The organism is Acinetobacter sp. RG5 (assembly GCF_031844265.1).
GTDB lineage: Bacteria > Pseudomonadota > Gammaproteobacteria > Pseudomonadales > Moraxellaceae > Acinetobacter.
This window is the reverse complement of record NZ_JAUZUV010000013.1, coordinates 1-26,013: the sequence shown is the minus strand read 5'-3', so window position 1 is coordinate 26,013 and position 26,013 is coordinate 1. Positions and strand designations below refer to the sequence as shown.

26 protein-coding genes are annotated in these 26,013 nt (G+C 44.0%); 12 read left to right on the top strand and 14 right to left on the bottom strand.

The genetic code is table 11. From position 1 onward, the window contains the following. Window positions 1-15: 15 nt before the first annotated feature. Window positions 16-705 carry a YggS family pyridoxal phosphate-dependent enzyme gene (locus tag Q9R21_RS11175; protein ID WP_311204513.1) on the bottom strand — a complete coding sequence of 230 codons (690 nt, stop codon included), beginning with the start codon at window positions 703-705 and terminating at the stop codon, window positions 16-18. 123 nt (window positions 706-828) lie between these two features. Here Q9R21_RS11175 and Q9R21_RS11170 point away from each other — a divergent pair, with 123 nt between their 5' ends. Together Q9R21_RS11170 and Q9R21_RS11165 are read left to right on the top strand one after the other, a co-directional pair. After that, on the top strand, window positions 829-1,866 hold the full coding sequence (locus Q9R21_RS11170; RefSeq protein ID WP_004279279.1) for a type IV pilus twitching motility protein PilT: 1,038 nt from the start codon (window positions 829-831) through the stop codon (window positions 1,864-1,866). Between the two features lie 30 nt (window positions 1,867-1,896). Next, window positions 1,897-3,018, top strand: coding sequence for a PilT/PilU family type 4a pilus ATPase (locus Q9R21_RS11165; protein WP_004646138.1), 1,122 nt, complete (start codon window positions 1,897-1,899; stop codon window positions 3,016-3,018). A 67-nt stretch (window positions 3,019-3,085) separates the two neighbouring features. Here the strand turns inward: Q9R21_RS11165 and fur are convergent, their stop codons facing one another. Next, window positions 3,086-3,523: a ferric iron uptake transcriptional regulator gene (gene fur, locus Q9R21_RS11160; RefSeq protein WP_004279276.1), complete on the bottom strand. Its 438-nt coding sequence runs from the start codon at window positions 3,521-3,523 to the stop codon at window positions 3,086-3,088. Window positions 3,524-3,635: 112 nt separating this feature from the next. On the opposite strand from fur, the gene Q9R21_RS11155 reads away from it, so the two are divergent. Beyond that, window positions 3,636-4,034 carry an outer membrane protein assembly factor BamE gene (locus tag Q9R21_RS11155; RefSeq protein WP_004279275.1) on the top strand — a complete coding sequence of 133 codons (399 nt, stop codon included), beginning with the start codon at window positions 3,636-3,638 and terminating at the stop codon, window positions 4,032-4,034. Window positions 4,035-4,134: 100 nt separating this feature from the next. Here the strand turns inward: Q9R21_RS11155 and Q9R21_RS11150 are convergent, their stop codons facing one another. The 9 genes from Q9R21_RS11150 to Q9R21_RS11110 form a co-directional block, all read right to left on the bottom strand. Beyond that, the gene (locus Q9R21_RS11150; protein ID WP_253102069.1) at window positions 4,135-4,467 is read right to left on the bottom strand and encodes an RnfH family protein; all 333 of its coding nucleotides are present in this window, start codon (window positions 4,465-4,467) and stop codon (window positions 4,135-4,137) included. Beyond that, window positions 4,467-5,546 carry a hypothetical protein gene (locus tag Q9R21_RS11145; RefSeq protein WP_253139152.1) on the bottom strand — a complete coding sequence of 360 codons (1,080 nt, stop codon included), beginning with the start codon at window positions 5,544-5,546 and terminating at the stop codon, window positions 4,467-4,469. Before Q9R21_RS11145 ends, Q9R21_RS11150 begins: the two co-directional genes overlap by 1 nt. A gap of 143 nt (window positions 5,547-5,689) precedes the next feature. Continuing rightward, entirely contained in the window at window positions 5,690-6,136 is a 447-nt protein-coding gene (locus tag Q9R21_RS11140) for a bacteriohemerythrin (RefSeq protein WP_004279272.1), read from the bottom strand. Between the two features lie 274 nt (window positions 6,137-6,410). Next, on the bottom strand, window positions 6,411-7,259 hold the full coding sequence (locus tag Q9R21_RS11135) for a class II glutamine amidotransferase (protein WP_311204485.1): 849 nt from the start codon (window positions 7,257-7,259) through the stop codon (window positions 6,411-6,413). Between the two features lie 131 nt (window positions 7,260-7,390). After that, window positions 7,391-8,299: an acetylglutamate kinase gene (argB, locus tag Q9R21_RS11130; protein WP_004279270.1), complete on the bottom strand. Its 909-nt coding sequence runs from the start codon at window positions 8,297-8,299 to the stop codon at window positions 7,391-7,393. A gap of 10 nt (window positions 8,300-8,309) precedes the next feature. After that, window positions 8,310-9,728, bottom strand: coding sequence for a phosphomannomutase/phosphoglucomutase (locus Q9R21_RS11125; protein ID WP_311204484.1), 1,419 nt, complete (start codon window positions 9,726-9,728; stop codon window positions 8,310-8,312). A 385-nt stretch (window positions 9,729-10,113) separates the two neighbouring features. Continuing rightward, window positions 10,114-10,566: a dUTP diphosphatase gene (gene dut / locus Q9R21_RS11120; protein WP_005247107.1), complete on the bottom strand. Its 453-nt coding sequence runs from the start codon at window positions 10,564-10,566 to the stop codon at window positions 10,114-10,116. A 47-nt stretch (window positions 10,567-10,613) separates the two neighbouring features. Beyond that, entirely contained in the window at window positions 10,614-12,653 is a 2,040-nt protein-coding gene (locus tag Q9R21_RS11115; RefSeq protein WP_005107705.1) for a UvrD-helicase domain-containing protein, read from the bottom strand. A gap of 137 nt (window positions 12,654-12,790) precedes the next feature. Continuing rightward, window positions 12,791-13,444: an OmpA family protein gene (locus Q9R21_RS11110; protein ID WP_311204483.1), complete on the bottom strand. Its 654-nt coding sequence runs from the start codon at window positions 13,442-13,444 to the stop codon at window positions 12,791-12,793. A 253-nt stretch (window positions 13,445-13,697) separates the two neighbouring features. Between Q9R21_RS11110 and Q9R21_RS11105 the strand changes: the two genes are divergently transcribed. From Q9R21_RS11105 to Q9R21_RS11080, 6 genes are all read left to right on the top strand, one after another. Further along, window positions 13,698-14,639 (top strand): acyltransferase, encoded by a 942-nt coding sequence (locus Q9R21_RS11105; protein ID WP_004279263.1) that lies wholly within the window; start codon window positions 13,698-13,700, stop codon window positions 14,637-14,639. Between the two features lie 2 nt (window positions 14,640-14,641). Continuing rightward, a complete protein-coding gene (locus Q9R21_RS11100) occupies window positions 14,642-15,706 on the top strand; it encodes a preprotein translocase subunit SecA (RefSeq protein ID WP_311204482.1) in 1,065 nt (354 codons plus the stop codon). Between the two features lie 159 nt (window positions 15,707-15,865). After that, a complete protein-coding gene (gene minC, locus Q9R21_RS11095; RefSeq protein WP_311204481.1) occupies window positions 15,866-16,579 on the top strand; it encodes a septum site-determining protein MinC in 714 nt (237 codons plus the stop codon). Window positions 16,580-16,645: 66 nt separating this feature from the next. Further along, window positions 16,646-17,458 carry a septum site-determining protein MinD gene (gene minD, locus Q9R21_RS11090; protein WP_064095797.1) on the top strand — a complete coding sequence of 271 codons (813 nt, stop codon included), beginning with the start codon at window positions 16,646-16,648 and terminating at the stop codon, window positions 17,456-17,458. Between the two features lie 2 nt (window positions 17,459-17,460). Beyond that, window positions 17,461-17,733 (top strand): cell division topological specificity factor MinE, encoded by a 273-nt coding sequence (gene minE, locus Q9R21_RS11085; RefSeq protein ID WP_004279256.1) that lies wholly within the window; start codon window positions 17,461-17,463, stop codon window positions 17,731-17,733. A 315-nt stretch (window positions 17,734-18,048) separates the two neighbouring features. Continuing rightward, window positions 18,049-18,336: a PA4642 family protein gene (locus Q9R21_RS11080; RefSeq protein WP_004279254.1), complete on the top strand. Its 288-nt coding sequence runs from the start codon at window positions 18,049-18,051 to the stop codon at window positions 18,334-18,336. 61 nt (window positions 18,337-18,397) lie between these two features. On the opposite strand, the gene Q9R21_RS11075 is transcribed toward Q9R21_RS11080, so the two are convergent. Next, entirely contained in the window at window positions 18,398-21,457 is a 3,060-nt protein-coding gene (locus Q9R21_RS11075) for a DNA translocase FtsK 4TM domain-containing protein (RefSeq protein WP_311204480.1), read from the bottom strand. Between the two features lie 249 nt (window positions 21,458-21,706). On the opposite strand from Q9R21_RS11075, the gene trxB reads away from it, so the two are divergent. The 3 genes from trxB to Q9R21_RS11060 all read left to right on the top strand — a co-directional run bounded on the left by trxB (window position 21,707) and on the right by Q9R21_RS11060 (window position 24,330). Continuing rightward, window positions 21,707-22,669, top strand: coding sequence for a thioredoxin-disulfide reductase (gene trxB, locus Q9R21_RS11070; RefSeq protein WP_004646117.1), 963 nt, complete (start codon window positions 21,707-21,709; stop codon window positions 22,667-22,669). A gap of 92 nt (window positions 22,670-22,761) precedes the next feature. Continuing rightward, window positions 22,762-23,493, top strand: a complete 732-nt coding sequence (gene aat / locus Q9R21_RS11065; RefSeq protein WP_311204479.1) for a leucyl/phenylalanyl-tRNA--protein transferase — start codon at window positions 22,762-22,764, stop codon at window positions 23,491-23,493. A gap of 21 nt (window positions 23,494-23,514) precedes the next feature. Further along, window positions 23,515-24,330 carry an arginyltransferase gene (locus Q9R21_RS11060; RefSeq protein ID WP_253102080.1) on the top strand — a complete coding sequence of 272 codons (816 nt, stop codon included), beginning with the start codon at window positions 23,515-23,517 and terminating at the stop codon, window positions 24,328-24,330. A 12-nt stretch (window positions 24,331-24,342) separates the two neighbouring features. Here the strand turns inward: Q9R21_RS11060 and rimI are convergent, their stop codons facing one another. Together rimI and Q9R21_RS11050 are read right to left on the bottom strand one after the other, a co-directional pair. Next, window positions 24,343-24,804: a ribosomal protein S18-alanine N-acetyltransferase gene (gene rimI, locus Q9R21_RS11055; RefSeq protein ID WP_311204478.1), complete on the bottom strand. Its 462-nt coding sequence runs from the start codon at window positions 24,802-24,804 to the stop codon at window positions 24,343-24,345. Between the two features lie 105 nt (window positions 24,805-24,909). Then, window positions 24,910-25,791: a metal-dependent hydrolase gene (locus tag Q9R21_RS11050; protein WP_311204477.1), complete on the bottom strand. Its 882-nt coding sequence runs from the start codon at window positions 25,789-25,791 to the stop codon at window positions 24,910-24,912. Window positions 25,792-26,013 lie beyond the last annotated feature (222 nt).

Sequence of the window (26,013 nt, the reverse complement as noted above, 5' to 3'; positions counted from 1 at the left end):
ACTGACATTAGTAGTTTATACATCTTTTTTAGGCCGTGCACCAAATAGGGCTGTGCCAACACGAACCATGGTAGAACCCGCAGCAATCGCTTCGATCATATCGGCAGACATGCCCATACTTAAAGTATCCCAATCTTCAGGGTACGCATGCTGAACTTTGACTGCATCAAATAAAACTTTGGCATCAGCAAAGGCTTGAGGATTATTCGGTGCTGGAATCACCATCAAACCACGTAAACGCACATTCGGCAGTTGACTGATTTGTGCCACCAAATCTGCAACTTCTTCCGGCTGGCAGCCATCTTTGGTATCCTGACCATCAATATTCACCTGAATACAGATATTCAGAGCAGGCTGATCCTCTCTACGCTGATTTGATAAACGCTCAGCAATAATCAGGCGATCGACTCCATGTACCCAGGCAAAATTTTCTGCCAGATGCTTGGTTTTGTTACGCTGCACATGTCCAATAAAATGCCACTCAATCTCCAGGTTTTTCAGTTCGGTGATTTTTTCCAGTGCTTCCTGCAAATAGTTTTCACCAAAAGCACGTTGCCCTGCCTGATACATCTCTGCCAGCACGCTACTCGGCTGGGTCTTGGAAACGGCAAGCAGTTGCACCGCATCTGCTTCGCGGCCGGCCTGAATACAGGCAGTTTCAATTTGCACTAAGACCTGATTTCGTGACTGTTGCAACATATTCATTGATGGGGTTCTCATTTCATTCATCTTTTTTTCCCTTGCCCATGAACTAAGTGTTGGTTAAGCTGTGGGAAAGCCTTATTATTCTATCAAAATAATTAACATTTTAATGAACTCGGGGACCTTATGGATATCACAGAATTGTTGGCATTTTCTGCTAAAAACGGTGCGTCGGATTTACACTTGTCTGCGGGCTTACCGCCAATGATTCGTGTCGATGGGGAAGTTCGTCGCATCAACCTGCCTGCACTGGAACATAAAGAAGTACACAAACTGGTGTACGATATTATGAACGACAAGCAACGCCGTGATTTTGAAGAAAATCTGGAAACTGACTTTTCTTTTGAAGTGCCTGGCGTGGCGCGTTTCCGTGTCAACGCATTTAACCAGAACCGCGGTGCCGGTGCAGTATTCCGTACCATTCCCTCTAAAGTCCTGACGCTTGAAGATCTGGGCATGGGACAGATTTTTAAGGATATCTGTGAATATCCACGTGGTCTGGTCCTCGTCACAGGTCCTACCGGTTCGGGTAAATCAACTACCTTGGCGGCGATGCTGGACTATATTAATGACAACCGCTATGACCATATTCTGACCGTCGAAGACCCAATCGAATTTGTGCATCAGTCCAAAAAATGTCTGATTAACCAGCGTGAAGTACATCGTGATACCCATGGCTTTAATGAAGCATTACGTTCTGCATTACGTGAAGACCCGGACATTATTCTGGTCGGTGAGATGCGTGACCTTGAAACCATTCGTCTGGCCTTAACTGCCGCAGAAACCGGTCACTTAGTATTTGGTACCCTGCATACCACCTCAGCGGCCAAAACCATTGACCGTGTGATCGACGTATTCCCTGCTGAAGAAAAAGACATGGTACGCGCCATGTTGTCTGAATCCCTACAAGCCGTAGTTTCACAGGCTCTGCTGAAGAAAAATGGCGGTGGGCGTGTCGCAGCGCATGAAATCATGATTGGTATTCCTGCGATTCGTAACCTAATTCGTGAAAACAAAGTCGCACAAATGTACTCAGCAATTCAGACCGGTGCCAACTATGGCATGACCACACTGGACCAGACCCTGAAAACACTGGTGTCCAAAGGTTTGATCAGCCCGCAAGTTGCACGTACTGCAGCCAAACAGCCAGAAGCATTTTTATAAGAAAATTGAATTGTATTGGGGTTTATATACATGGATTTTAACGGCTTACTCGATTATATGGTGGAGAAAAAAGCATCGGATCTGTTCATTACTGCCGATGTCGAACCATCCATCAAGATTAATGGTCAGATTTTACCGATTGGCTCAGTAAAATTACCGGGTGCGGCAGTAGGACAACTGCTCAATTCCATCATGACCGAAAAGCAGCGTAAAGAATTTGCTGACAGTCGTGAATGTAACTTTGCCATCAGCACACCGGATAAAAGTGCCCGCTTCCGTGTCAGTGCCTTTCAGCAACGAGATCAACCGGGGATGGTGCTGCGTCGGATTGAAACTGTTATTCCCACGATGGATGAACTCAAGTTACCGCCGATTCTAAAAGAACTGGCGATGACCAAACGTGGCATCATTATTTTTGTCGGGGCAACGGGTACCGGTAAATCAACCTCGCTGGCGTCTTTGGTCGGTTATCGTAATGAAAATTCCAAAGGTCATATCATTACCATTGAAGATCCGATCGAATTTATTCACCAGCATAAGGGCTGTATTATCACCCAGCGTGAAGTCGGCATCGATACGGATTCATTTGAAATTGCCCTGAAAAATACCCTGCGTCAGGCACCAGACGTGATTCTGATCGGTGAGATCCGTTCACGTGAAACCATGGATTATGCGATTGCCTTTGCCGAAACCGGTCATCTGGTCTTTGCTACCCTGCACGCCAACAACGCCAACCAAGCGATTGACCGGATTATCCATTTCTTCGAAGCAGACCGACATAATCAGCTGTTCATGGACTTGTCCCTGAACATGAAAGCCATTGTGGCGCAACAACTGATTCCAACCATCGATGGTAATGGTCGCCGTGCAGCGATTGAGATTCTGATTAACTCACCACTGATTGCCGACTTGATTCGTAAAGGTGATGTGCATGAGATCAAGGATCTGATGAAGCGTTCCCGTGAACTGGGCATGCAGACCTTCGATCAGGCGCTGTATGATCTGTATAAAGCCAAACAGATCAGCTATAAAGATGCACTGAAACATGCAGATTCACCAAACGACCTGCGTCTGCAAATCAAGCTGTCAGAAGAAGGTGGTAGTCACTTATTACGTGCGCATTCCAACATTACCTTTGATGGTCAGTCCTGATCATCTTGAAGGCATAAAAAAACAGGCTTCCCATGAAGCCTGTTTTTTGTTTGAACCAGCGCTCAAATTATTTTTTACGGAAAACTTCCTGACAGGCAGGCGCATCGCAGTAGCCATACAGATTCAGTGAGTGACCGGTTAATTCAAAACCAAATTTTTCAGCAACGTCATGCTGCTCTTTTTCAATCGTGTCATTAATAAATTCAACAACTTTGCTGCAATTTAAACATACTAGGTGATCGTGGTGATCTTCCTGCATAATTTCAAAAACTGAATGATTATTTTCAAAATTATGACGTTCGATGATGCCCGCTGCTTCAAACTGCGTTAACACACGATACACAGTTGCTAAACCTACATCTTCGCCCTGATCGAGTAAAGTCTTGTAAATATCTTCCGCACTTAAATGATGTTGTTTTGAATTTTCTAGTAATTCTAATATTTTAATTCGTGGAAGGGTAACTTTCAGCCCAGCTTTTCGTAAATCTTGGTTTGAAATAGTCATGTAAAAAGGTCTCTCAACAAAATCAAAGTTGGAATATGCAACAAAGTTTAGATGCAGTATGATCTATCCTTGGATCAAATGCATCATAATTAATTTGGGATAGTTTAGCAAAATGCAAAAAATCATGTTGACGTTATTCGTCACTTCATTGCTCGTCGGCTGTTCGACATTAGGTGTTTATAAAGTAGATATTCCACAAGGAACCCCTTTAACCCAAGCACAAGCCGCTAAAATTCAGGTAGGAATGAGCCATCAACAGGTGCGTTTCTTACTGGGCAGTCCAACAGTAAGCGATCCACTGAATCCTTTACGTTGGGACTACATCTATAACTATACCCCAGGAACCTACGCTAAAAAAGCCAAGATCCCGGCAGCCCAAGGCCAGCATTTGAAAATCTACTTTAACCAGTCTGGTATCGTAGAACGTGTTGAAGGTCTGGAGACGATTCCAGAATCTCAACCCGGCTTACCAGGATCAAAAGAAGCAATTTTAAATGCTCCTCCACTATAGTCGGTTTCTCATGAAAAAGCCCCTGAATCATCAGGGACTTTTTTGATTAAGCTGATTGATTGAGCAGATCATTGAGGCTACTGCTCATTCAAGCCGCTTTCTATTCGGAAGACGGTTTCAGCTTTTTTAAAAGATTGCCTCTGGCATAACGACCCACCGGATTTTTCTCGGCGCGTTTACGTCGAATATCCTTAGGATTGATGGTCAGTGCTCGGTAAATTTCCACCCTGTCACCTGCTGCCAGTGGCTGCTGCTGATCTTGCAAGCGCACGCCAAAAATGCCCAGAGATAACAGTTCAGGCAAGTCGACCTGCTCACGGATTCCACTTTGCTCAATCGCGTCCAGTGCCGTCATGCCAGGCTGAAATGACACGGCTAGATGAAATTGTTTTTCTGGCGTCGCATATGCCACCCAAATCATCGCCTCACTCATCAGACGAATTGTCCTAAGACAGCAATGATTGCCAGAATAATCCCGACCGGCAACACTACACGCACTGCAATACGCCAGATGTTATAAAACGCTTCAGAGCTGAAATTCATTGATTTACGCAAATGACTGATCTTCATGATCCAGCCAGCAAATAATGCATAGATCAAACAAATCAATAAGCCCCAGACGAGCAAGACCACATTGAAAATTGGGCTTAGATTTGGAATAGCCCAGATCAGCGTGACCGCCACCACAATTGCCCATTGAATTGCAGGATGAAGCTGGCGTTGCTGTAATTGTTCACGTGCCATTTGCAGAATTAATGCGGCAGCTGCCACCATTGCTGCGACCAGAGTAAATGCAGGAATTTGTGCTTGTACGGCAAAGAAAGTAAATGCAATGACAGCAACGAGCTGCGCAATCCAGATCGGCAATACCGTCTTGCTGGCGACATCCTGTTGTTGTACAGCGCTCAGGCTAGATTGCCAGTACAAGCCCATGCCCAGACCACTTGCGACCAAAGCCAATACGGTGGCATTGCCCCATTCCGAGAACTCGACTGGCGTGACTTGCCATGCAGGTAGCGCAGTTCCCATCACATTGGCCAGAACCAGAGACGCCAATACACCAATCGTGGTAACCACTAATAAAATTTGACGTGGCAGTAGTGACAAGGCTAAAGCAGCTATCACCAATCCAATCAACAGAAGATTCGGTGCAAGATCAATTGCAGCAACCGCCAGAACATTGCTGGCATTGTTCAGCATGGCACCTGCCAAAAACGGAATAAAGATCACACTTAACCAGCCGACAATACGCCATTTCTGTGACGCATCCGCTTCACGGGTCAGCGTCGAAAGCGCCTGTAATGGCGTTGTTTTAGAGCGCTTGGCCAAAGCAATTTCCAAGTAGCAGACTGGAAGCGCCAGAATCAGCATGGTGGCCAACCAGAGCATCCAGAAATCCAGCTGACGATCAATCTGGATACCGGTTATCGGTGCGAGCGTCGCGATGATAATAAACGATAAACAGAAAGCCATCAGCGGCGATAACCATTTTGACATAGCATTGTCCTGCATGATGCATTCCTATAAAAATCTAGCGCTATTTTGCCTTGTGAAGCGGTGAAAATCAAAAACAAAAAGCAAACCACCATGACAGTGATTTGCTGCGCAAAAATTATAATTAGATTTTAATTTTTGTTATCTCGTTACGTCTTTTATTATGAGAAGAAACGAGCGAACCAGTTTTTACCTGTTTTCTTTTCTTTTTCCTTGATGATCCCCATCATATTTTCTTTTACGGCACCGACATAATCGGCGTCATCGTGCTGAATATGGTTAATCAGCCATTTCGATAATACTTCGTGCAGCTCTGATTCAATGGACTGTCCCAGTTCAAAACGGTCACGATAAGACTCGATTTTTTTAATAAACAGGTCATGCACACGTTTATGCGGCACCCGATATTTATAGCCAGCTTCTTCCTGAAGAGATTCCTCAAAGGTGAAATGCGACTGGGTATAATCAATAATATTGTCGAGAATCTGTTTAATACGGGCACGCTCGGTATTGGCATCAATTTCGTTGATATAATCGAGAATTCGTTTGTGCTGATCGTCAATCACATCGATACCAGTATTATAATCTGGAACCCATTTCATTTTCATTACGACCACCTATAAATATTAAGGACTTATAACGTGAAAATGAGCATATAGCGTATTGATTCAAATAAAAATGAAGCAAATTAGTCGGCTTTCCGCCTAAATCCGGCTTTTTCATTTTAAGTTTCTGTTATATATAATTAAAAATAATTTATCCTGAGTAAAAGGCTAAGATATTAATTAACCAAAAATTGTAATAAACCTTTATTTATTCTTAGATTTTTTCTTATTTAAAAATATAAAAAAACGGAGTTTAAACTCCGTCTTTGATCGCGTTTTAATATTGATCAGCTCGCGTGACACGTTTTAAGGAAGGATCAAGACGTTCACGTTCCAGACGTTCAACATGCGTCAACTGAGAACGCACTTTTTCCCCATGCTGAAACAGGATCATTTCACCCGGCTGGAAAGCAGTCCACTCTTCATTCTGGGTCAATGGTTCAGTGGTAATCACCGCCACACGATCTTCAGGAGTCGTGACCTGACTAAAGTCCACTTCGACATCAATATCAATCAGCTGAGCCGGTCTAAACGGGTATTCACGTACCAGCCAGTGGAGTTTAGTAATCGCATAGCTAAACAGCGCCTGACCATTCGACAGGCAGAAATTAAAGGTGCCATGCTCCGCGATTGCAGGTGAAATTTCAGCTAGAAGATCGAAAACCTGATCCAGTTTCGGCTCATGATAGCCAAAGCGTTTCACCAGTTGATCCAGCAGGTAACAGAAGGCACGCTCACTGTCGGTATTTCCGACTGGGGTAAAGCGCCCTGACAGTTCAGGAAAATAATCATATAAATCGCCATTATGGGCAAAAATCCATTGCCGCCCCCAAAGTTCACGGCTAAAAGGATGCGAGTTTTCCAGATTAATTTTGCCTTGGGTCGCTTTACGGATATGGGCAATCACATTGCGTGATTTGATTGGATAATTACGTACCAGCTCGGCAATCGGTGATTCAATCGCGGACTGGTTATCGACGAACAGACGGCAGGCTTTATCTTCAAAGAAAGCAATCCCGAAACCATCCGCATGATCAGAGGTAATGCCCGCCCGCTGGGAAAACCCGCGAAAAGAAAAAGTAATATCCGTCGGGGTGGCACAATTCATTCCGAGCAGTTGGCACATGGTCTGGTTTCAGCTCTCTATTTACTTAGAAGCTTATTGTGCATGACTGTCCCAGTCATTTCAAATAGGTGGCTATAAGAAATCCAAATAAAAAAGAGTCTCTATTGAGACTCTTTTTCGCAAAAATTGGCTTAAGAACGATGCGGATTGGCACGATTGGTAATGAGGGTGCCCACACCATGATCGGTGAAAATTTCTAGTAAGCTGGCATGAGGTACACGGCCATCCACGATATGTGCACTTACGACGCCGCCTTTTACCGCATCCAGCGCACAACCGACCTTTGGAATCATGCCGCCATAAATCACGCCAGTTTCGATCAGACGATCGACTTCTTGAGTGGTCAAACCAGTCAACAGGTTTTTATTTTCATCCAAGACACCGGTGATATTGGTGAGTAGAATCAGTTTTTCTGCACCTAGGGCTTCAGCGACTTTACCAGCGACCAAATCAGCATTGATATTATAGGTATTGCCTTCTTCATCGACACCTAGCGGGGCAATGACTGGAATAAAGTCACTATTGGTAAACATTTCCAGAACATCGGTTTTCACGCCAACGACTTCACCGACCAGACCCAGATCAATTTGCTCAACTGAACCATCTTCAGCCACTTTTTCCATCAGCAGCTTTTGCGCACGAATCAGGTTGCCGTCTTTACCGGTAAGACCAATCGCACGACCACCATGCTGGTTAATCAGGTTCACGATAGATTTGTTAACGCTACCGCCAAGTACCATCTCGACTACTTCCATGGTCGCAGGATCAGTCACGCGCATGCCGTCAATACGGTCTGATTCGCGGCCCAGCTGTTTCAGCATGGAATCGACTTGCGGGCCACCACCATGTACCACGATCGGATTAATACCGACTGTTTTTAATAATACGATATCACGTGCAAATGAACTTTCCAGCTCAGGATCGGTCATCGCGTTACCGCCGTATTTTACCACCAGGGTTTTACCCGCAAAGCGTTGAATATACGGCAAAGCTTCTGTCAAAATCTGTGCTTTGTCGATGCCTGTTTGTTGATTTGGCATTCGCCTCTCCTTATTGAGCATCTAAAATGTCTTGAGCGATCTCTGGATAACGGTCACGCAACATGGCTACAAACAGATGACGAATTTCATTTAGACCTTGGGCATTATTGGCATCAAAGCGCACTGTGAAATACTCACCTGTATTGGATGCTCGAATGATGCCAAAACCATCCTCAAAATCAAGACGTATCCCATCAATTTTACTGATTTGCGCATTAATTCTTGCGGATTGTTGTTCAACGAAGTTTAAAAGCTCAACAGGACGTACTTGACGCGTTGAAATATAAAGATCTTCAGTACCATGTCGTTTTGGATAAGCCGCCAAGGCCTGCGCGAGAGTTTGCCCCGTTTGGTCGAGATATTCCATGACTCTGAGCGCTGCATAGAGTCCATCATCATAGCCCCAGCCGCGACCATCATTAAAGACATAATGTCCGGCATATTCCCCACCAAAAATCGCCTGATGCTGAGACTGCTTCAGATAAGTTCTGAGAAATGAACTGCCGGTACGAATCATCACCGGTTCCCCGCCCAGACGTTGCACTGTATCGCGAACCAGAGTTGAACATTTCACATCATAAACAAATTGGCGTGGTGCTGAATCGCTTAGGCAAATTTCAGCAAACAGGCACAATAACTGATCGGCTGTAATAATCTGACCATGTTCATCAATCAGAACCAAGCGATCGCCATCACCGTCCAAGGCAATACCGAGATCAGCCTGCTGTTGCATGACGGTTTGACGTAAAGTCTCAAGATGTTTGTCTTGCGAAGGATCCGGCGCATGATCCGGAAAATGTCCATTCGCCTCACAACGTAAAGCAATCACTTCACAGCCCATTTTTCTGAGTACCAAGTCAGCACAACGTCCGGCTGAGCCATGCAGACCATCCAGAATCACTTTAAATGAGCGCTTTAATTGAATATCTTCTAATATTCCCTGCTGATACTGCAGGCAAAACTCTGGAATAATCTGATGCGGCAGTTCAGCTAAAGTAATTAGCTGGCTATCGCAATGTGACTTTGCCAGTTGGGCCACCTGTTGAATCATCTCAGGACAAGGTGGTTCACCATCAATAATCCATTTAATCCCATTATCTTCTTTAGGATTATGACTGGCAGTAACCATAATGCCATTACCATCAAACTGACGTGCGGTGAAATATAGCATTGGGCTGGAACAGCAGCCTATAATAGTGGCTTCCAGCGAATAGTCTTTAAAAATACGGGCAATAGTGTCGGCAAAAGCCGGGCTACTGATGCGTGCATCATAACCAATGGCGACACGTGTCTGTCCCGCAGCCTGATACTGCTGGGCTAAACCGTGGGCAATTGCATCAATGATCCCGGCACCTAATAGACTGACTTTACCGCGTATGTCATAGGCACGAAAGATATGCATGGGGAATGGATGATTCATAGATCCCATAAAACTGTCTTTTCACTATTCGTTAAAATAAGGAGATTTAAAATGATGATTTCATCATAATGACTTTAAACATTTGTTTTTGTTTTAAGACTCGCTATTTTTAAACGATTTCAATGTAACAATCAATTATAAAAATATAATCTACAACTTTAGAATTATAGGGTTCTTGTAATTAAACAATGATTATTTAATTATATTTATTTTGAGTTTCATCTGATTAGATATTTGATCATTACATAAATTTTAGATTTAAATAGCTCTACTGAACTAGAAAATAGGGTTTTATTTTTAAATATATTTCAATCAGCTCATTTTTAATATCTGATTCACTTAACTAAAAAAAATGGCTTACATCCAGTTAATGAATGTAAACCATGATTAAAACTTAGTTTTTACCCGTATGACCAAAACCGCCAGCACCGCGTTCAGTCGCTTCAAATTCATTCACTAGATCGAATTCAGCCTGCACCACAGGAACCAACACATACTGTGCCAAACGTTCACCTGGCTCTAAACTGAATGCAGTCTGACTACGGTTCCAAACGGATACCATCAATTCACCCTGATAATCAGAATCGATTAAACCGACCAGGTTACCCAACACGATCCCGTGTTTATGCCCCAAACCCGAACGTGGCAAAATCAGACCAGCAAATGCAGGATCTTCAATATAGATTGCTAAACCAGTTTTTACCAAAACAGTCTGGCCTGGTTCAATGATCGTAGTTTCTGTAACACACGCACGCAAATCCAGCCCCGCTGAACCTGTCGTAGCATAAGTCGGTAATGGCCATTCCTGACCAAGACGCGAGTCAAGGACTTTCACCTGAACTTTCATGTATTCATTCCTGTTGTTTCATTTAAAATAAGAGCAAGCCTTGCGCCTTATCGTTTGATAAGATTACGCAAATTATCCAGATAATGTTGGGCTTGTAATTTCGGATCGATGTTGCCTGCCAGCTTTTTCTTACGACCTAACCATTCCAGCTCATCTTCTGGTAATTCATCCAGAAAACGGCTTGGGGTCATCTGCTTCATCTGCCCACCGGCCTTGCGCTGTTCTGCCAGAGTAATGGTCAGTCCCTGACGTGCACGGGTAATCCCCACATACATCAGACGGCGTTCCTCTTCGACCGTTTCTGCAGCGATCGAGTTTTTATGTGGCAGAATTTCTTCTTCCAGCCCGATCAGATAGACATAAGGAAATTCCAGACCTTTAGACGCATGCAAAGTCAATAAATTGACTTTATCGGTGTCCTCTTCTTCCTGCTGCTGCTCGAGCATGTCCAGCAGCACCATTTTACGAATCACACTTTCAATATTTTTTTCATCAACATCTTCAGTGCGGTTAATCAGGCTTTGAATGCTGCTATAGAGCACTTCGATATTGTCGAGCTTGGTCTTTTCCTGCGCTGGTGTGGCTGCAGTTTCCTTGATGTAATCGATATAACCGGCTTCAATCATCATCTGGCGGATAATTGGCACTGGTTCATCATCATCCAGTAAATTGCGGGTAAAACCCTCAATAAAATCGGCAAACTCAGCCAATTGAGTCGTGGCCTTTTTCGGAATCGCCATGGTCAGACGCTGATCCGCAGCCGCAGCCAGAAGCGACAGATTATTTTCCTGAGCAAATAGACCGAGCTTTTCCAGCGTTACCGGACCAATTGCCCGTTTTGGCGTATTGATAATTCGTAAAAATGCACTGTCATCTTCAGGGTTAATGATCAAGCGTAAATAGCTCATCATGTCCTTGATTTCGGCACGTGCGAAGAAGGACTGTCCGCCAGATAATTTATACGGAATCTGCATCTGGCGCAGATGGGTTTCTAAAATACGCGCTTGGAAATTGCCGCGGTACAACACCGCATAATCTTTCCAGCTTTTACCGTTCATCAATTTATGCGTGATCAGGTCTTTAACCACGCGTTCTGCTTCATCATCATCATTGCGGCAGGTAATCACACGGATCACTTCACCATGGCCTTTGTCCGACCAAAGCTTTTTATCAAAAATATGCGGATTATTGCCAATGACAGTGTTGGCAGCTTTCAGAATACGACTGGTCGAGCGATAGTTCTGTTCCAGCTTGATCACTTTTAAATTTGGAAAATCTTGTTGTAGTAAAGCCATATTTTCCGGTTTGGCACCACGCCAGGCATAGATTGACTGATCATCATCGCCTACAGCGGTAAACTGCCCCATCACACCGACCAGTAATTTCACCAGAATATACTGTGCTGTATTGGTATCCTGATATTCATCCACCAGCAGATAACGCACGCGGTTTTGCCATTTGTCACGGACTTCGGCATTTTCCTGCAGCAAGCGCGTTGGCATCACAATCAGGTCATCAAAATCCACGGCGTTATAGGCACGCAAATTACGTTCATATAATTGATATAAATGCGCAAACTGCACATCTTCGGCAGTTTCACAGGTAGTATGTGCCTGCTCGGGTGGAATCAGATCATTTTTCCAGTCCGAGATCATTTTCATGGCTTTGGCAATCAGTTCTTTGCTTTCTGCACCGGATAAATTGTCACGCTGCATCAGATCCATCAGAATGCGTTTACAGTCGTCAGCATCCAGAATCGAGAAATTATTTTTCAGTGGGGTATGTTTCAACTCCAGGCGCAGCATATTCAGGCCAAAAGTATGGAAGGTCGAAACTGAAACGCCTTTACTTTCTTCACGCGTCAACAATTTGCTGACACGCTCTTTCATCTCACGTGCTGCCTTGTTGGTAAAAGTCATCGCAGTAATACGATGTGCGGGAATCCCGCAATGCTTGACTAAATACGCGATTTTTCGCGTGATCACTGAAGTCTTGCCTGAACCCGCTCCTGCAAGTACTAACAAGGGTCCTTGAGTGTATTTCATGGCTTCAAGTTGCTTGTCATTTAACTGACTGGCGAGTGACATATGGCTTCCTCTTCTAGATTCGGCTCCGATTATAGTCATCTCTGCGTCAGTTGCCTAATTTAAAATACGATTAATCAGGTCAATATTCAGATATAAAAAAACCACCCGAAGGTGGTTTTTTCTTAAGCGTTCAAGAATTATTGAACTGCATATACCGCGATTTCTACACGACGGTTTTGCTCTTTACCTGCAGCAGTTGTATTGTCTGCAATTGGGTTCGCTGAACCTAAACCTTGAGCATTAATACGTGTACGTGAAACACCTTGGCCTGCCAAGTAAGTCGCTACAGAGTTTGCGCGTGCTTGAGACAATGGCAAGTTAATTGAGTCATTACCCGTGCTGTCTGTATAACCAGTTACAAGAATACCGCTCTTGTTATCTTCAGTTAATACTTGCGCCACTTTGTTCAAAGTGCCATAGAAGTTTGGTTTGATATTTGACTTGTTCGTATCAAATGTAATGCTGCCTGGCATTACAAGGTTAATCGAACCATCTGCATTACGGTTAACGTCTACGCCAGTACCCGCTGTTGCTTGACGTAATTTTTTCTCTTTGTTATCCAGATAGACACCCGCTGCACCACCTACCACAGCACCAATTGCTGCTGCACGGTTATTTTGACGGCTAGTATTTGCATTACTTTTAGAAACGCCGTAGCCAGCTGCAGTACCAATTAAAGTACCTAGAGCCGCTTTATCATATTCCACACCACCGATGTTACTGCCAGTTGATTGACAACCTGTAAGTGCTACGGCCCCTGCTACAGCTGCTGAAATTACTAGTGCACGCATCGCATGACTCCTTGTTGTATGCTTTGTTGTATAAGCGAGATGATGATTTAAATTGAATGGTGTAACCATTGAATTTTTGTTAATAATAAATTGTTTAGTAATATTTTGTAATGTTTATATGTAACTAAAACCAAGTAGTTCGTCACAATATCTTCATAGTTTCCTGTTCAGGCTTTTTTATTTGCCTAACTGTCTCTATATTACTCAAAATATGAAAAAATTTAAGTGATTAATCTCTGGGGACTGTTTGGATATGTCATCGAATAGCAACAAGCAACCGACTTTAAAAAAACTGGCGCGTGGCCTGACGGTCACATCCGTCATGACGGGCAGTACTTTTTTTCATGGTCCCCCGGTGCTGGCCTTGGGTTTAACCAAACTTTTTAAAAAATCCGCAAAAGTGGATGAAACCAATATCAAGATTACCAACAGCTGGTTAGGGGTCAATAATTGGCTGATTGAGCATGTGCTGAAAAACACGCAATGGCAAATCAGTGTAGATGAATCACTGGATTTGAATATGCAGGGACGTTATTTGATGACCTGTAATCATCAAAGCTGGGTCGATACCACCGTCAACCAGTACTTCGGTCTGACCCGTATGCCCCTGACGCGTTTCTTTACCAAATGGGAACTTATTTTTATTCCTTTTGTTGGACAGGCCTTTAAAATTTTGGGCTTCCCGATGATGAAGCGGCATAGCAAGGAACAGATTGCCAAAAATCCTGCACTGAAATACCGGGATATGGAAGAAGCACGCAAATCTTGTGAACAGCTGATCAGTCAGCCTTTTACCCTGTTAAATTATCTGGAAGGCACCCGCTTTACCCAGGAAAAGCATGATCAGCAGCAGTCGCCCTATACACATTTACTGAAACCTAAAGCCGGTGGTCTGGCATTGGCGATCAGTATTCTCGGCGATAAAATTGATGCGCTGGTCGACATGACCATTGTTTATCCTGACGGTATTCCGGGCTATGGTGAATTTTGGTTAGGTGAAGTACCACGTATTGCGGTAAATTTAAGAAAAATTGATATTCCTGATTGGGTACTGGGCGGCAATTATGAAGATGATGCTGAATATCGTGCACGTTTTCAAAAATGGATTGATCAGATCTGGACTGAAAAAGATCAGCTCATCGCACACATGCAGCAGAACTTTACCCAAGCCCCAGTCGGATCTGTAACCGAGTAATTATGAAGAACGACAACCCGGACATAACGTCCAGCTCCTTTAAATTTGTTCGTAAAGGAACCTGTGGCTGGAAAATTGCACTGATTTACGACATTTTCATGATGGTTTTAATCATCATCAATCTGTTCTGTCTGAGTGCCAACGCCATTTTAATGAGCGATTTTGGTCAGTGGTTGTTTGACTTCATTCGCTTACCGGAAATTTTGCAGTTTTATAAAAGTGATTTACGCCCTTGGGTCATCATTACCGAGGGCTGGTTTACCACTTTCTTGGTCTGTGAATTACTGGCACGCTGGGTTATCGCAATTGTTCTACGTCATCATCGGCGCTGGTGGTTTTTCCCTTTTGTACACTGGTATGAAATTTTATCCATTATCCCTCAGCTACGTTTCCTGCGCCTGCTGCGTGCGGTCGCGATTGGCTACAACCTGCATAGCCATGGTTATAAAGTAATTCCCAATCGCTGGTATCGCCAAGGCAACTTTTATTACAACATGCTGATGGAAGAGCTTTCCAGCCGGGTGGTACTGACCGTACTGGACGGTATCAAGCGTGAACTGACCACAAGCACATCACATAAACAGTTAATTGATGATTTAGTGGAACATCATCGTAAATTACTGGCCATTGCTTTGGCAGATATCTTGCAGGAATCTTTGGGGAAGGAATTACAGTCACAACGTTCCATGATCGCTAAAAATGTAGGGCAAGTAGTGAATCAGGCGATTGAAGATACTCCAGAACTGACCCAATTATTACGTTTGATTCCAATCGTAGGTAGCCGGATTGAACAGCAAATTCAAAGTATTGGTCAACGCCTCGGAGAAAATATCACGCAAGGACTGATTGAACCATTTACCCACACAGGTCAAAAAGAAAATCCGACTTTTACCCTAATTTCAGATAAAATCAGCCAGATTCAGATTGAACATAATCCACATATTGATAAATTGGTCGAATCGGCTGTTTTTGAAACACTTGAAGCAATCCGAAAACAGGTAAAAGTCAAACATTGGCAACAGATTTTAGAAGAACATGAGCAAAATCAGAGCTCAATAGATAAGTAAAGTTTAAAGTACAGAATCAGATCAATCCGTCCGGTTCTGTTCGCATAAAAAAATAACTGAGATCGCTAGAGAATTACTGCAATTTGTTCTAGGATTTGCACTATTTACAACATTGCTTCGACACAAAACCAGCACGTCAGAAGTATTTAAGGAAGAATTATGGCTGATATACGGATAAAAGGCAGAATGGTCAATGCGATACGCATTAGTCTAGATACCAATGATCATGATGCCATCCGCCAGCAACTTAGCCCAAAATTACAAGCTGCATTTCCACCGGGCACTTTGGCCGTCATCGAAAGTTCAGTTGAACAGGAATTGATTGCCCTGATTCAGTTATTAATCGACTTGGATATACAGCCGATGGCTGTCACGGAAGGCTTACTCGGCGAGCAGGCGCGTGCCATTCAGTTCCCGGTTCTGCCGCCCGATCGCCAGCTAGAAGAAATTAAAGCCACAAAAGAGCAAGTGGTGGAAGTCAAGCCAGAACCTACAGCGGTGAATGATGATCAAGCCCCTGCTGCCCCGATCGTTGCGCATATCACCTCATATCATGATGAAATCCTGCGTACCGGCCAATGTATCGTGCAGCATAATGGCGACATTATTATTAATGCCGGCATCAATAGTGGTTCAGAAGTGATTGCTTCGGGCAATATTCATGTCTATGGCAGTGCGCGTGGCCGGGTCATTGCAGGTGCGGGTGGCAATACTGCAGCACGTATTTTCTGTCATAGCCTCGAAGCAGAACTGATTTCGATTGCAGGAACCTATTGTGTGGCGGATGATATTCCACCACACGTAGTTAAAAAATCCGTGCATATTTACTTGAATGATCAACTAGAGCTTGTATTTGAAGCTCTACAATTTTAATGTATAAATAAACACCAAAAACCCCATTTTAAACAGGGGATTTGAACCATAACAGGAGTGGATTCGGTGGCGAAAATTGTTGTCGTAACGTCAGGCAAAGGTGGTGTAGGTAAAACTACAACGAGTGCATCTTTTGCAACAGGTTTAGCCCTACGCGGTCACAAAACTGTTGTTATTGATTTTGATGTAGGTTTACGTAACCTTGATTTGATTATGGGCTGTGAACGCCGTGTAGTTTATGATTTTGTGAATGTTTTAAATAACGAAGCACGATTACAACAAGCACTGATTCGCGATAAAGATATTGAAAATTTATATATTTTACCTGCATCACAAACACGTGATAAAGATGCCTTAACCGATGAAGGTGTGGCACGTGTAATGGATGAGCTTTCGCAGGAATTTGATTATATTATCTGTGATTCACCTGCCGGTATTGAGCGTGGTGCTATTTTGGCCATGTATCATGCGGATGAAGCCATCATTGTGACTAACCCTGAGATTTCTTCAGTACGTGACTCTGACCGTATCATTGGCATGCTCGATAGCAAAACAAAAAAAGTAGAACAAAACGAAGGTCGCATTCGTAAGCATCTGTGTATTACCCGTTTCAATCCGGAACGTGCCGATAAACAGGAAATGCTGACGATTGACGATATTTCTAAAGATATTTTACGTGTACCGACCTTAGGCGTTATTCCTGAGTGTCCAAGCGTTCTACAGGCATCGAATGAAGGTAAGCCAGTGATCAATTTCACTGAAGCTGCAGCAGGTCAGGCCTATGATGATCTGGTTGCACGTTTCCTTGGCGAAGAACGACCTTATCGTCATATCGAGGTAAAACCTAAGGGCTGGTTAGCACGACTATTTGGAGCGTAGACATGGCAGGATTCTGGAGTAAACTTTTTAGTGGCGAGGATAAACCATCAAGCGCACGGACTGCTAAAGACCGTTTGAAGGTGATCGTTGCATCCGAACAAGGCTTGGGTCGTCGCTTGAGCCAGGACAAAATTGACCAGATGAAAACTGAAATCATGCAGGTGGTCAATCGTTATGTTCGCGGTGTCGATGAACAGCATATTCAAATGCAGGTTCGTTCTGAAGCCAATATTGAAATGCTTGAAATGAATATCAATTTACCTGAAGAACGATAATCTGATTTTTGATTGGTCAAGTAAATTGATTCAAGGCAAAATATGAGGCCGGATTAGTAAAGCATTGCTTTACCCGGCCGCAAGATGAGAAGCTATGCTTCGAATAGGCTGGTAGCAAAGCACTGCTTTGTTCAAGCGCAAGACGAGAAGTTTTGCTTCGAGTGGAATGGGTGTACAAATTTTACTTTACTCAACCACTAGATCAGAAGTTTAGCTTCTAAGTAGACAGAGAGAATTAAAATACTTTGTCACTTGCGTACTCATATTTTGCCTTTTTTCATGCCGAAAAAACTACATTAGATCAAGGAAATTGCGATGGCATTATCTCAACCAGCGACCTTTAACGAAGAATGGTCAGATGAGCGTGTATTTGCCTACTTGAATCAGCTTCCTCCTGCAGGTGTTAATGCTGATTTTCACGTGCTCTATCATGCTTTCAAGCATATGCGTCCATTTGATTATGAACGCCTGTTGACGAAATTTGTCGCTGATGGCCGTGATGTCAATGCAACCAATCCGGAAGGACAACGGATTCATGACGTGATTGCCACTTTCCCGCGTCAAAGTGCCGAGTTTCTGGATGTATTGGCAAAATTTGCCTGAGTCAAAATACATAAAAAAGCCTGCTTTGAAAGCAGGCTTTTTTATTGAAGGTAGACTGAAATTAAACCAGAATCTCGCGTTTACCATTGGCACCCATACCGCTGACAATGCCGTTTTCTTCCATCTGGTCAATGATCCGTGCAGCACGGTTATAGCCCAGACTGAATTTACGTTGCAAGGATGAAGTAGAAGCCTTACGGGTTTCCAAAACAAAAGCTACACACTGGTCATACAGTGCATCACGGTCTGAACTGCCCTCACCACCATCTTCAAAACCACGGCTGGATGGTTCTTCATCAAATGGTGTCAGGATCTCGTCGACATAATTTGGTGAACCACGTTCACGCCATGCATCGCAGATCCGGTTGACTTCGTCATCGGCAATAAAGGCACCATGTACACGCTCAGGTTCGATTTTACCCGGGCCGAGGAATAGCATGTCACCGTGACCGAGCAAGTCCTCTGCACCACCCGCATCCAGAATAGTACGCGAGTCGATCTTGGAGTTAACCCGTAGCGCGACACGTGTTGGAATATTGGCTTTGATCAAACCGGTGATCACGTCCACCGATGGACGTTGGGTCGCAAGCAACAGGTGAATACCGGCAGCACGTGATTTTTGTGCCAGACGGGTAATCATCTCTTCAGCTTTCTTACCGACCTGCATGATCATATCCGCGAACTCATCCGCGACAATCACAATGGAAGGCAATGGCGTCAAACGCGGCGCACGTTCACCCACAACAGAATCGCTGGCTTTCCAGGTTGGATCGATCAGGTCTTCACCATTGGCAATCGCCTCTTCCACCTTGCGGTTATAGTCGCTTAGTTTACGGATTTTCAAGAAAGACATCAGCTTATAACGACGTTCCATCTCATTGACACACCAGTTCAATGCGCTGACCGCATCTTTCATATCGGTGACTACAGGCGTCAACAAATGCGGAATATCATTATAGTTCGCCAGTTCCAGCTGCTTCGGATCGATCAGAATTAAACGCAATTCATCTGGGGTATATTTCAGCAACATCGATAAAATCATCGAGTTGACCGCCACCGATTTACCGGAACCTGTGGTTCCTGCCACCAGCATATGCGGCGCTTTACCCAGATCAGCAATCACCGGATTACCGGAAATATCCTTACCCATTGCCATGGAGAGGATGCTATTCGGATCAGTGAAGGCTGGAATGGTCAAAAGTTCGATCAAACGGACCATTTCACGGGTACTGTTTGGTACTTCAATTCCGATATACGGTTTGCCCGGAATGACTTCAACCACACGCACCGATGCCATCGACATCGAACGTGCCAAATCACGCGAAATATTCGTCACTTTAGAAGCTTTTACCCCTGGCGCCAGATCCAGTTCAAAACGTGTCACGACTGGGCCTGGCTGTGCTTCTACCACTTTGGCTTTGACGTTGAATTCTTGCAACTTGATTTCAAGCAATTCAGATAAACGTGCCAGCTGCTCTTCAGTAAAATTCACTTTTTTATTCGGATCGACTTCATCCAGTAAATCTAGCCCTGGAAGTGGTGATAAATCTTTACGGCGCTCCACCACCTGCATGGCACGTGACATCGGACGGCCTGAAGCATCAGTTAAAGGAGCATCAAAATCAAACTCGTCTTCATCTTGTGGTTTACCAGCCGTTTCTTGCCAGGCTTCTACAAATTCTTCTTTAGATAAAGCCTCGCGTACTGCTGCATGAGTTGCAGAAGGAGGAGATACTGGTTGCTCTATACCCTGATGCTGAATTGGTGCCTGAACAAAAGCAGAAGATTGAGCATAGCTAGAACTACGTACCGGTTGGCTTGGCTCTTCCTCTTCAACTAACAAATCACCCAGGTCATCCAGATCGGTCTGTAATGCGCTGTTTTTCACGACATGTGCAGTCGCCATGGATGCCATGGCCGGTGCAACATTGGTCATGTCTTCTACAATTCTTGAGGTCTTTTCGGCTGGCGCTGTATTGAATGGACTATGCACATCGGTCGCAGTTTTGCCTTGCGGAACTGCAGCCAGAAGTTCATCAAAGATTTCATCATCATCCCAGTCCAGACCTGTATGTGGAGTAGGTGCTGTTCTGGTATGAGCATGAGTCTGTGCTGCAACAGATTGTGGGGCAACTATATGTGAGACTGAAGAATTAAGCTGTTCTTCTTCGGCTGCTTTGAGTAAGGCGTCAATATCCTGTTTATGGCGCTGATCTTCATTCGAATGCAAGGCACGCCACACCTCGCCTGTCGCTACCACACGATCCGGCTGTTGAGGCACTTGCTGTACTTGTTTAAATGTCTCGACTGGTTCAGCAGTCTGCTGCTCAGCTTCGGGAAGATCATCATAAAACTGCGGTTGTTGTGATTCTTTATCGGCAAAATCATCAAATAAACGTTCAGCCACCTGATCACGCACCACCGGATCTATTTCTACCAGTTGATGTTCAGGCGCAGGTGTTACTGCAACCGCTACTTTTTTTGCACTAATGACTGGCTCTTTTTTAGCAACAGGTGCAGTACGGTCAAAATCAGACATGCCTTCAGGCACATTGCGGTAGAACAGATCTTGCAGATAAGCAGGCGTTGCTTTGAGGCTGCTCCAGGTCTTGTTCCACTTCACCCCAAAAGCCAAGGTAAATAACACCACCCAAAGCACAAACAAGAAGAATGCTGCACCGTATACTGTCAGCAATTGTTCAAGACTCTGACCTAATTCATAGCCAATAATACCGCCGGAAGAATTATCCAGCGTATCAGCAGGGACTTGCCAGAATAAAAACAAAAGCGCTGAGGTGCTCAGCAACAGGAAGAATTGCGCAGCATAGCGAAATGGCCGGTTCAGGAAGCTACGCGGCCACCAGACCTGAATCGCCTCCATAAACAGATAGACAGGGATCAGCAGACTTGCCCAACCGAGAAAGCCAAACAAAAGGTCTGCAATCCAGGCACCCGCTACCCCACTGGCATTCGAAACGGTCTGCGTATCACTCGAGATATGCATCCACCCCGGATCAAATGGCGTATAGGTCACTGTTGCAAGAAACAGATAAATCCCAAATGAGACTAAAAATAATGTCATTACTAAGCGCTGTGCATAGGCACTCGACACCGCTGTCATATACTGTCCTGTAACCAATTCTTCATGAATATTCTTTTGCTTCAATGCTTGAAAAAAGCGACGCAATAAAATACATATTATGCACCTGTTCTGTGAAAAAAGATGCACTATTGTGCAAGCACAATGTTACTTATGCTATATAGCCCAAATCGATTTCAATGATCAATAATATCGACTTTAATCTCACACCACTGTTATACAGTTTCACGTATAATTCAATAAATTTCTAAATAAAAAAGGATACAGCTGATGAGCGCACGTCACTCACGACTGATTATTTTAGGTTCTGGCCCTGCAGGCTATAGCGCAGCAGTGTATGCAGCGCGTGCAAACTTGAAACCTACCCTGATTGCAGGCTTGCAACTGGGCGGTCAGCTGACCACGACGACTGACGTCGATAACTGGCCGGGTGATCCCGAAGGTTTGACTGGTCCAGCATTGATGGAACGTATGCAGGCACATGCAGAGCGTTTTGGCACTGAAATCGTGTATGACCATATCAATGAAGTGGATCTTAGCCAGCGCCCCTTCGTGTTAAAAGGCGATATGGAAGAATTCACCTGTGATGCTCTGATCATCTGTACCGGTGCAACTGCACAATACCTCGGTCTGGAATCTGAAGCAGCCTATATGGGTCAAGGTGTTAGCGCTTGCGCGACCTGTGATGGTTTCTTCTATAAAAACCAGAAAGTAATGGTTGTAGGGGGAGGTAATACTGCTGTTGAAGAAGCGTTGTACTTATCCAATATTGCTTCTCACGTGACTCTGGTTCACCGTCGTGATTCATTACGCTCTGAAAAAATCCTGCAAGATCACTTATTTGCTAAAGAAAAAGAAGGCAAGATCAGCATTATCTGGAACCATCAGGTCGATGAAGTTTTAGGTGATGCACAATCTGGCGTGACTTCAGTTCGTCTTAAATCAACTCAAGATGATTCTACTCAAAATGTTGATGTGACGGGTATGTTTGTGGCGATTGGTCACAAGCCAAATAGCACCATGTTCGAAGGCCAGTTAGAGCTTCGTGACGGCTATATCCAGGTGCAAAGCGGTACTGCAGGTAATGCAACACAAACTTCCGTACCGGGTGTATTTGCAGCAGGTGATATTGCGGACAGCATTTATCGTCAAGCCATTACTTCTGCGGGTTCAGGCTGTATGGCTGCACTGGATGCGGAAAAATATCTTGATGCGATGGGTAAACTAGACTAAGCAGCAAGAATAAAAACGCCGTCCATTATGGGCGGCTTTTTTATTGCTAGAATGAGATGATGATTTATCTATAGATTTATATCGGGTCTGCCATGTCTTTACTTCCTCCCTCAGAATTCATTTTTCCCAATCCGATCGAGGTTGATCCTGAAGGTGAAGGCCTGATTTGTATTGGTGCAGACCTCTCCCCTTCCACACTTTATGAAGCCTATACGCATGGATTATTTCCCTGGTTTTCAGAAAGTGATCCGATTTGCTGGTGGAGTCCGGAACCACGCTGCATTATTCGCCCCGAAGATTATCATCCGAGCAAATCCCTGCTACGTAATATGAAAAAGCAGGATTATAAAATTACGGTCAATCATGCTTTTGAAAGAGTGATTCGTTCCTGTTCATTGCCTCGTGCTTATGCAGACGACACCTGGATCAGTGAAGATATTATCGCAGGCTATTGCGACATGTTCGACGCAGGATATGGCTATAGCATTGAGGTCTGGGATGAAGATCGCGTCGTCGGTGGACTTTATGGTGTGACCATCGGTCAAGGCTGTTTTGGTGAATCCATGTTTAGTACACAAACCGATGTTTCTAAAATGGCTTTCTATACCTTAATGCTGATTGGACAGGAAAATAAACTACCCTGGATCGACTGCCAACTGGTGAACGATCATCTGTTAAGCCTGGGTGCCTGCACACTTTCTCGCCAGACCTATCTTAATTCTTTACAAGATATTGTAAAAAAGCCTGCGATTGATTGGAAAAAGTATCAGGAAGGTGTATTTTCAAGTAAAACAATAGCGCAAAACGCGCACTTAAGTGAATGAAAATAACAGAGGGTAGTTGTTATGAACTCTTATCAGCCAAAGGCCCTACTGAACGATTTACAGTATTATATTACGCCGCCGCATGATTGTAGCTATTTGCCCAACAAGTCGGCGCGCATGGTTTTTCTGGATCCTGCACATCGAATTGATGTCGTAACTTTATCAGAACTCTCACGTACCGGTTTCCGCCGCAGTGGTGATTTCGTGTATCGACCCGAATGTCATCTGTGTCGTCAATGTCTGTCTTCGCGTGTGCCTGTTGTTGAATTCCGCATGAACAGTTCACAAAAAAAAGCCTGGAAACGTAATCAGGATCTGGTGATGAAAATTACCAGTCCAGAGCACGCCGGTGACCTGCATTATGCGCTGTATGAACGCTATATCAATGAACGCCACGCAGATGGCGACATGTTTCCACCGACTCGGGATCAGTTCGAAAAATTTTTATTACAAAGTTGTACCGACAGCTTCTTTCTAGAATTATGGCAAGGTGAGCGTCTAATCAGCGTTTCCACCTGCGATCTGCTGGATGATGGCATCTCTGCCGTCTATACCTTCTTTGATCCTGATGAAAATCGTCGTTCACTCGGTGCATTTGCGATCTTGAAACAGATTGAACATGCACAAAAGCTGGGCTTGCAATTTATCTATCTGGGATATTGGGTACCACATTCCAACAAGATGAATTACAAATCTCAGTACCTGCCACTGGAACTCTTGATCGATGGACAATGGCGACGCTTAAATCATGCCCTAAGTGCCACGGAGATTCAGCACTTGGGAAACTCATTAATGACGACCTTACCTAGCGGATGGAATCACCAGATTATTAAATAAGGTCGTCAGCTTTTATGATTTAAACAGACTGGCAAAATCATCTGTACATGCTTTCACCATAATGATGGCATGTTCACGGCTTCCGTTACTGTTAGGATAATAATTCTTGCGCAGATCAATCTGATGAAAGCCTGATTTTTCATACAGCTTGATCGCAGCCAGATTACTCTCGCGCACTTCCAGGAAAATCTGCACCGGATTATTTTTTAGCATCGCCACTGAAGCCTCCAGCAACTGATAGCCCAAGCCCTGACCTTGCTGTGCCGGATCAATTGCCATGAGCAATAAATTGGCTTCATCCAGCACTGGTTGTAAAATACAAAATCCGGCCACCTGCCCTTGCACTTCAATCACGGTACTTTGATAAGCCGTTACAGCATCTTCGAACTGTTTGAAAGTCCAGGGATGTGATTGAACTGATTTTTCAATCTTTGCAACGACTTCTACATCCGCTGCTTGCATTAAACGAATCATCTTCGTTCATCTTATATAGAATCAACCTCCGCATTATAGAAACTTCATCCAAAAAATCGAGCAAAAAAAAGAGCGATTTTAGTCGCTCTCCAATCTTCAGTTCTGTCACAAACCCAATTTGGCTTTCCAGGTCGCCAACAGTTGATCTGTATAATGATCATTCGGATGGAATCCCGGTTTAAAATACATCAGCATTTCTTTCGCCATACCCGTAATGACACCTTTAGAAGGACTATAGGCATAGGTATAAATGGCTTTTAAGGACTCAAGATTAAACTGCTGATCCTGTTTAAGCAAACGGGCGAGGAAATAGCTTTGCACCACAAATAAGGTTGCCATTGCGATGACCAAGGATGAAGTACGCAGTGCATAGGCTTTTAGGCCTTTGCCAAAAACCCCTTCGAAGACATCATAAGCCACTGCCTTATGTTCATTTTCCTCGATGGCATGCCATAACCACATGGTTTTCATGGTTTCATCTGTCATCAATTCCTGAATGTGACTATTGGTCAAAAGCTGTGAGGCAATGGTTGCAGTGAAATGCTCAAGTGCCGTGGTTGCAGTCAAATCTACCATTTCTTTGGTAATTCCCACAGGCTTACCCAGTTTAGCCATGACTTTACGTGTCGTTTGAATGACTTTATCGGTATAACGATCAAGCGTCTCGACATCATGCCCATGTTTTTGCGCAGATGCATTAAAGCCGATATGCTCGTGAGTATGCATCGCTTCCTGACCAATAAAAGCGGAAATTTCTTTTTGTAATGCTTCATTATTGGCAATTGCAGGATGTTTACGCACCGCACGGACTGAATCTATAAAAAACTTTTCTCCCGCTGGAAATAGCGCAGATAATGCCGTCATAAAATGAGTGAGACCTGCTGAACCATTCATCCAATATTCCGGTACAGCATCAAAATCAAAGTTCATGCGACGAACTGGAAAACTAGCACCCGCACGATTGGTAATATTTACTTTCGCATTCATGTGACCACTCCCATCAGGCCAATCCAGGCCCAAAAATGTAAGATTCATATTCTTATCTGTATATTACGTGGTAATTTTTTTTACATAAGTGCAGTTTAGGTCAAGCCAATATCAGATAAGGACAGCTTTTAAAATCATTGTCCGACAATCTATTTTTAGTTTTATAAAAAGTTTGAATCAAAAAAAAGCGCCTCAAAGAGGCGCTTTTCTTACACAATCAGC

What these genes read in the sequence shown, in the direction of transcription:
- Q9R21_RS11100 (WP_311204482.1), top strand. Translation starts at nt 14,642, where the DNA reads ATGAAGAACGACAACCCGGACATAACGTCCAGCTCCTTTAAATTTGTT.
- dut (WP_005247107.1), bottom strand. Translation starts at nt 10,566, where the DNA reads ATGAAAGTTCAGGTGAAAGTCCTTGACTCGCGTCTTGGTCAGGAATGG.
- Q9R21_RS11115 (WP_005107705.1), bottom strand. Translation starts at nt 12,653, where the DNA reads ATGTCACTCGCCAGTCAGTTAAATGACAAGCAACTTGAAGCCATGAAA.
- argB (WP_004279270.1), bottom strand. Translation starts at nt 8,299, where the DNA reads ATGCCAAATCAACAAACAGGCATCGACAAAGCACAGATTTTGACAGAA.
- Q9R21_RS11135 (WP_311204485.1), bottom strand. Translation starts at nt 7,259, where the DNA reads ATGTGCCAACTGCTCGGAATGAATTGTGCCACCCCGACGGATATTACT.
- Q9R21_RS11080 (WP_004279254.1), top strand. Translation starts at nt 18,049, where the DNA reads ATGGCATTATCTCAACCAGCGACCTTTAACGAAGAATGGTCAGATGAG.
- Q9R21_RS11140 (WP_004279272.1), bottom strand. Translation starts at nt 6,136, where the DNA reads ATGAAAATGAAATGGGTTCCAGATTATAATACTGGTATCGATGTGATT.
- Q9R21_RS11110 (WP_311204483.1), bottom strand. Translation starts at nt 13,444, where the DNA reads ATGCGTGCACTAGTAATTTCAGCAGCTGTAGCAGGGGCCGTAGCACTT.
- rimI (WP_311204478.1), bottom strand. Translation starts at nt 24,804, where the DNA reads ATGATTCGTTTAATGCAAGCAGCGGATGTAGAAGTCGTTGCAAAGATT.
- fur (WP_004279276.1), bottom strand. Translation starts at nt 3,523, where the DNA reads ATGACTATTTCAAACCAAGATTTACGAAAAGCTGGGCTGAAAGTTACC.
- Q9R21_RS11075 (WP_311204480.1), bottom strand. Translation starts at nt 21,457, where the DNA reads ATGACAGCGGTGTCGAGTGCCTATGCACAGCGCTTAGTAATGACATTA.
- minE (WP_004279256.1), top strand. Translation starts at nt 17,461, where the DNA reads ATGGCAGGATTCTGGAGTAAACTTTTTAGTGGCGAGGATAAACCATCA.
- Q9R21_RS11175 (WP_311204513.1), bottom strand. Translation starts at nt 705, where the DNA reads ATGAATATGTTGCAACAGTCACGAAATCAGGTCTTAGTGCAAATTGAA.
- Q9R21_RS11150 (WP_253102069.1), bottom strand. Translation starts at nt 4,467, where the DNA reads ATGAGTGAGGCGATGATTTGGGTGGCATATGCGACGCCAGAAAAACAA.
- Q9R21_RS11060 (WP_253102080.1), top strand. Translation starts at nt 23,515, where the DNA reads ATGAACTCTTATCAGCCAAAGGCCCTACTGAACGATTTACAGTATTAT.
- Q9R21_RS11165 (WP_004646138.1), top strand. Translation starts at nt 1,897, where the DNA reads ATGGATTTTAACGGCTTACTCGATTATATGGTGGAGAAAAAAGCATCG.
- Q9R21_RS11050 (WP_311204477.1), bottom strand. Translation starts at nt 25,791, where the DNA reads ATGAATGCGAAAGTAAATATTACCAATCGTGCGGGTGCTAGTTTTCCA.
- Q9R21_RS11170 (WP_004279279.1), top strand. Translation starts at nt 829, where the DNA reads ATGGATATCACAGAATTGTTGGCATTTTCTGCTAAAAACGGTGCGTCG.
- Q9R21_RS11155 (WP_004279275.1), top strand. Translation starts at nt 3,636, where the DNA reads ATGCAAAAAATCATGTTGACGTTATTCGTCACTTCATTGCTCGTCGGC.
- trxB (WP_004646117.1), top strand. Translation starts at nt 21,707, where the DNA reads ATGAGCGCACGTCACTCACGACTGATTATTTTAGGTTCTGGCCCTGCA.
- aat (WP_311204479.1), top strand. Translation starts at nt 22,762, where the DNA reads ATGTCTTTACTTCCTCCCTCAGAATTCATTTTTCCCAATCCGATCGAG.
- Q9R21_RS11125 (WP_311204484.1), bottom strand. Translation starts at nt 9,728, where the DNA reads ATGGGATCTATGAATCATCCATTCCCCATGCATATCTTTCGTGCCTAT.
- minC (WP_311204481.1), top strand. Translation starts at nt 15,866, where the DNA reads ATGGCTGATATACGGATAAAAGGCAGAATGGTCAATGCGATACGCATT.
- Q9R21_RS11145 (WP_253139152.1), bottom strand. Translation starts at nt 5,546, where the DNA reads ATGCAGGACAATGCTATGTCAAAATGGTTATCGCCGCTGATGGCTTTC.
- Q9R21_RS11105 (WP_004279263.1), top strand. Translation starts at nt 13,698, where the DNA reads ATGTCATCGAATAGCAACAAGCAACCGACTTTAAAAAAACTGGCGCGT.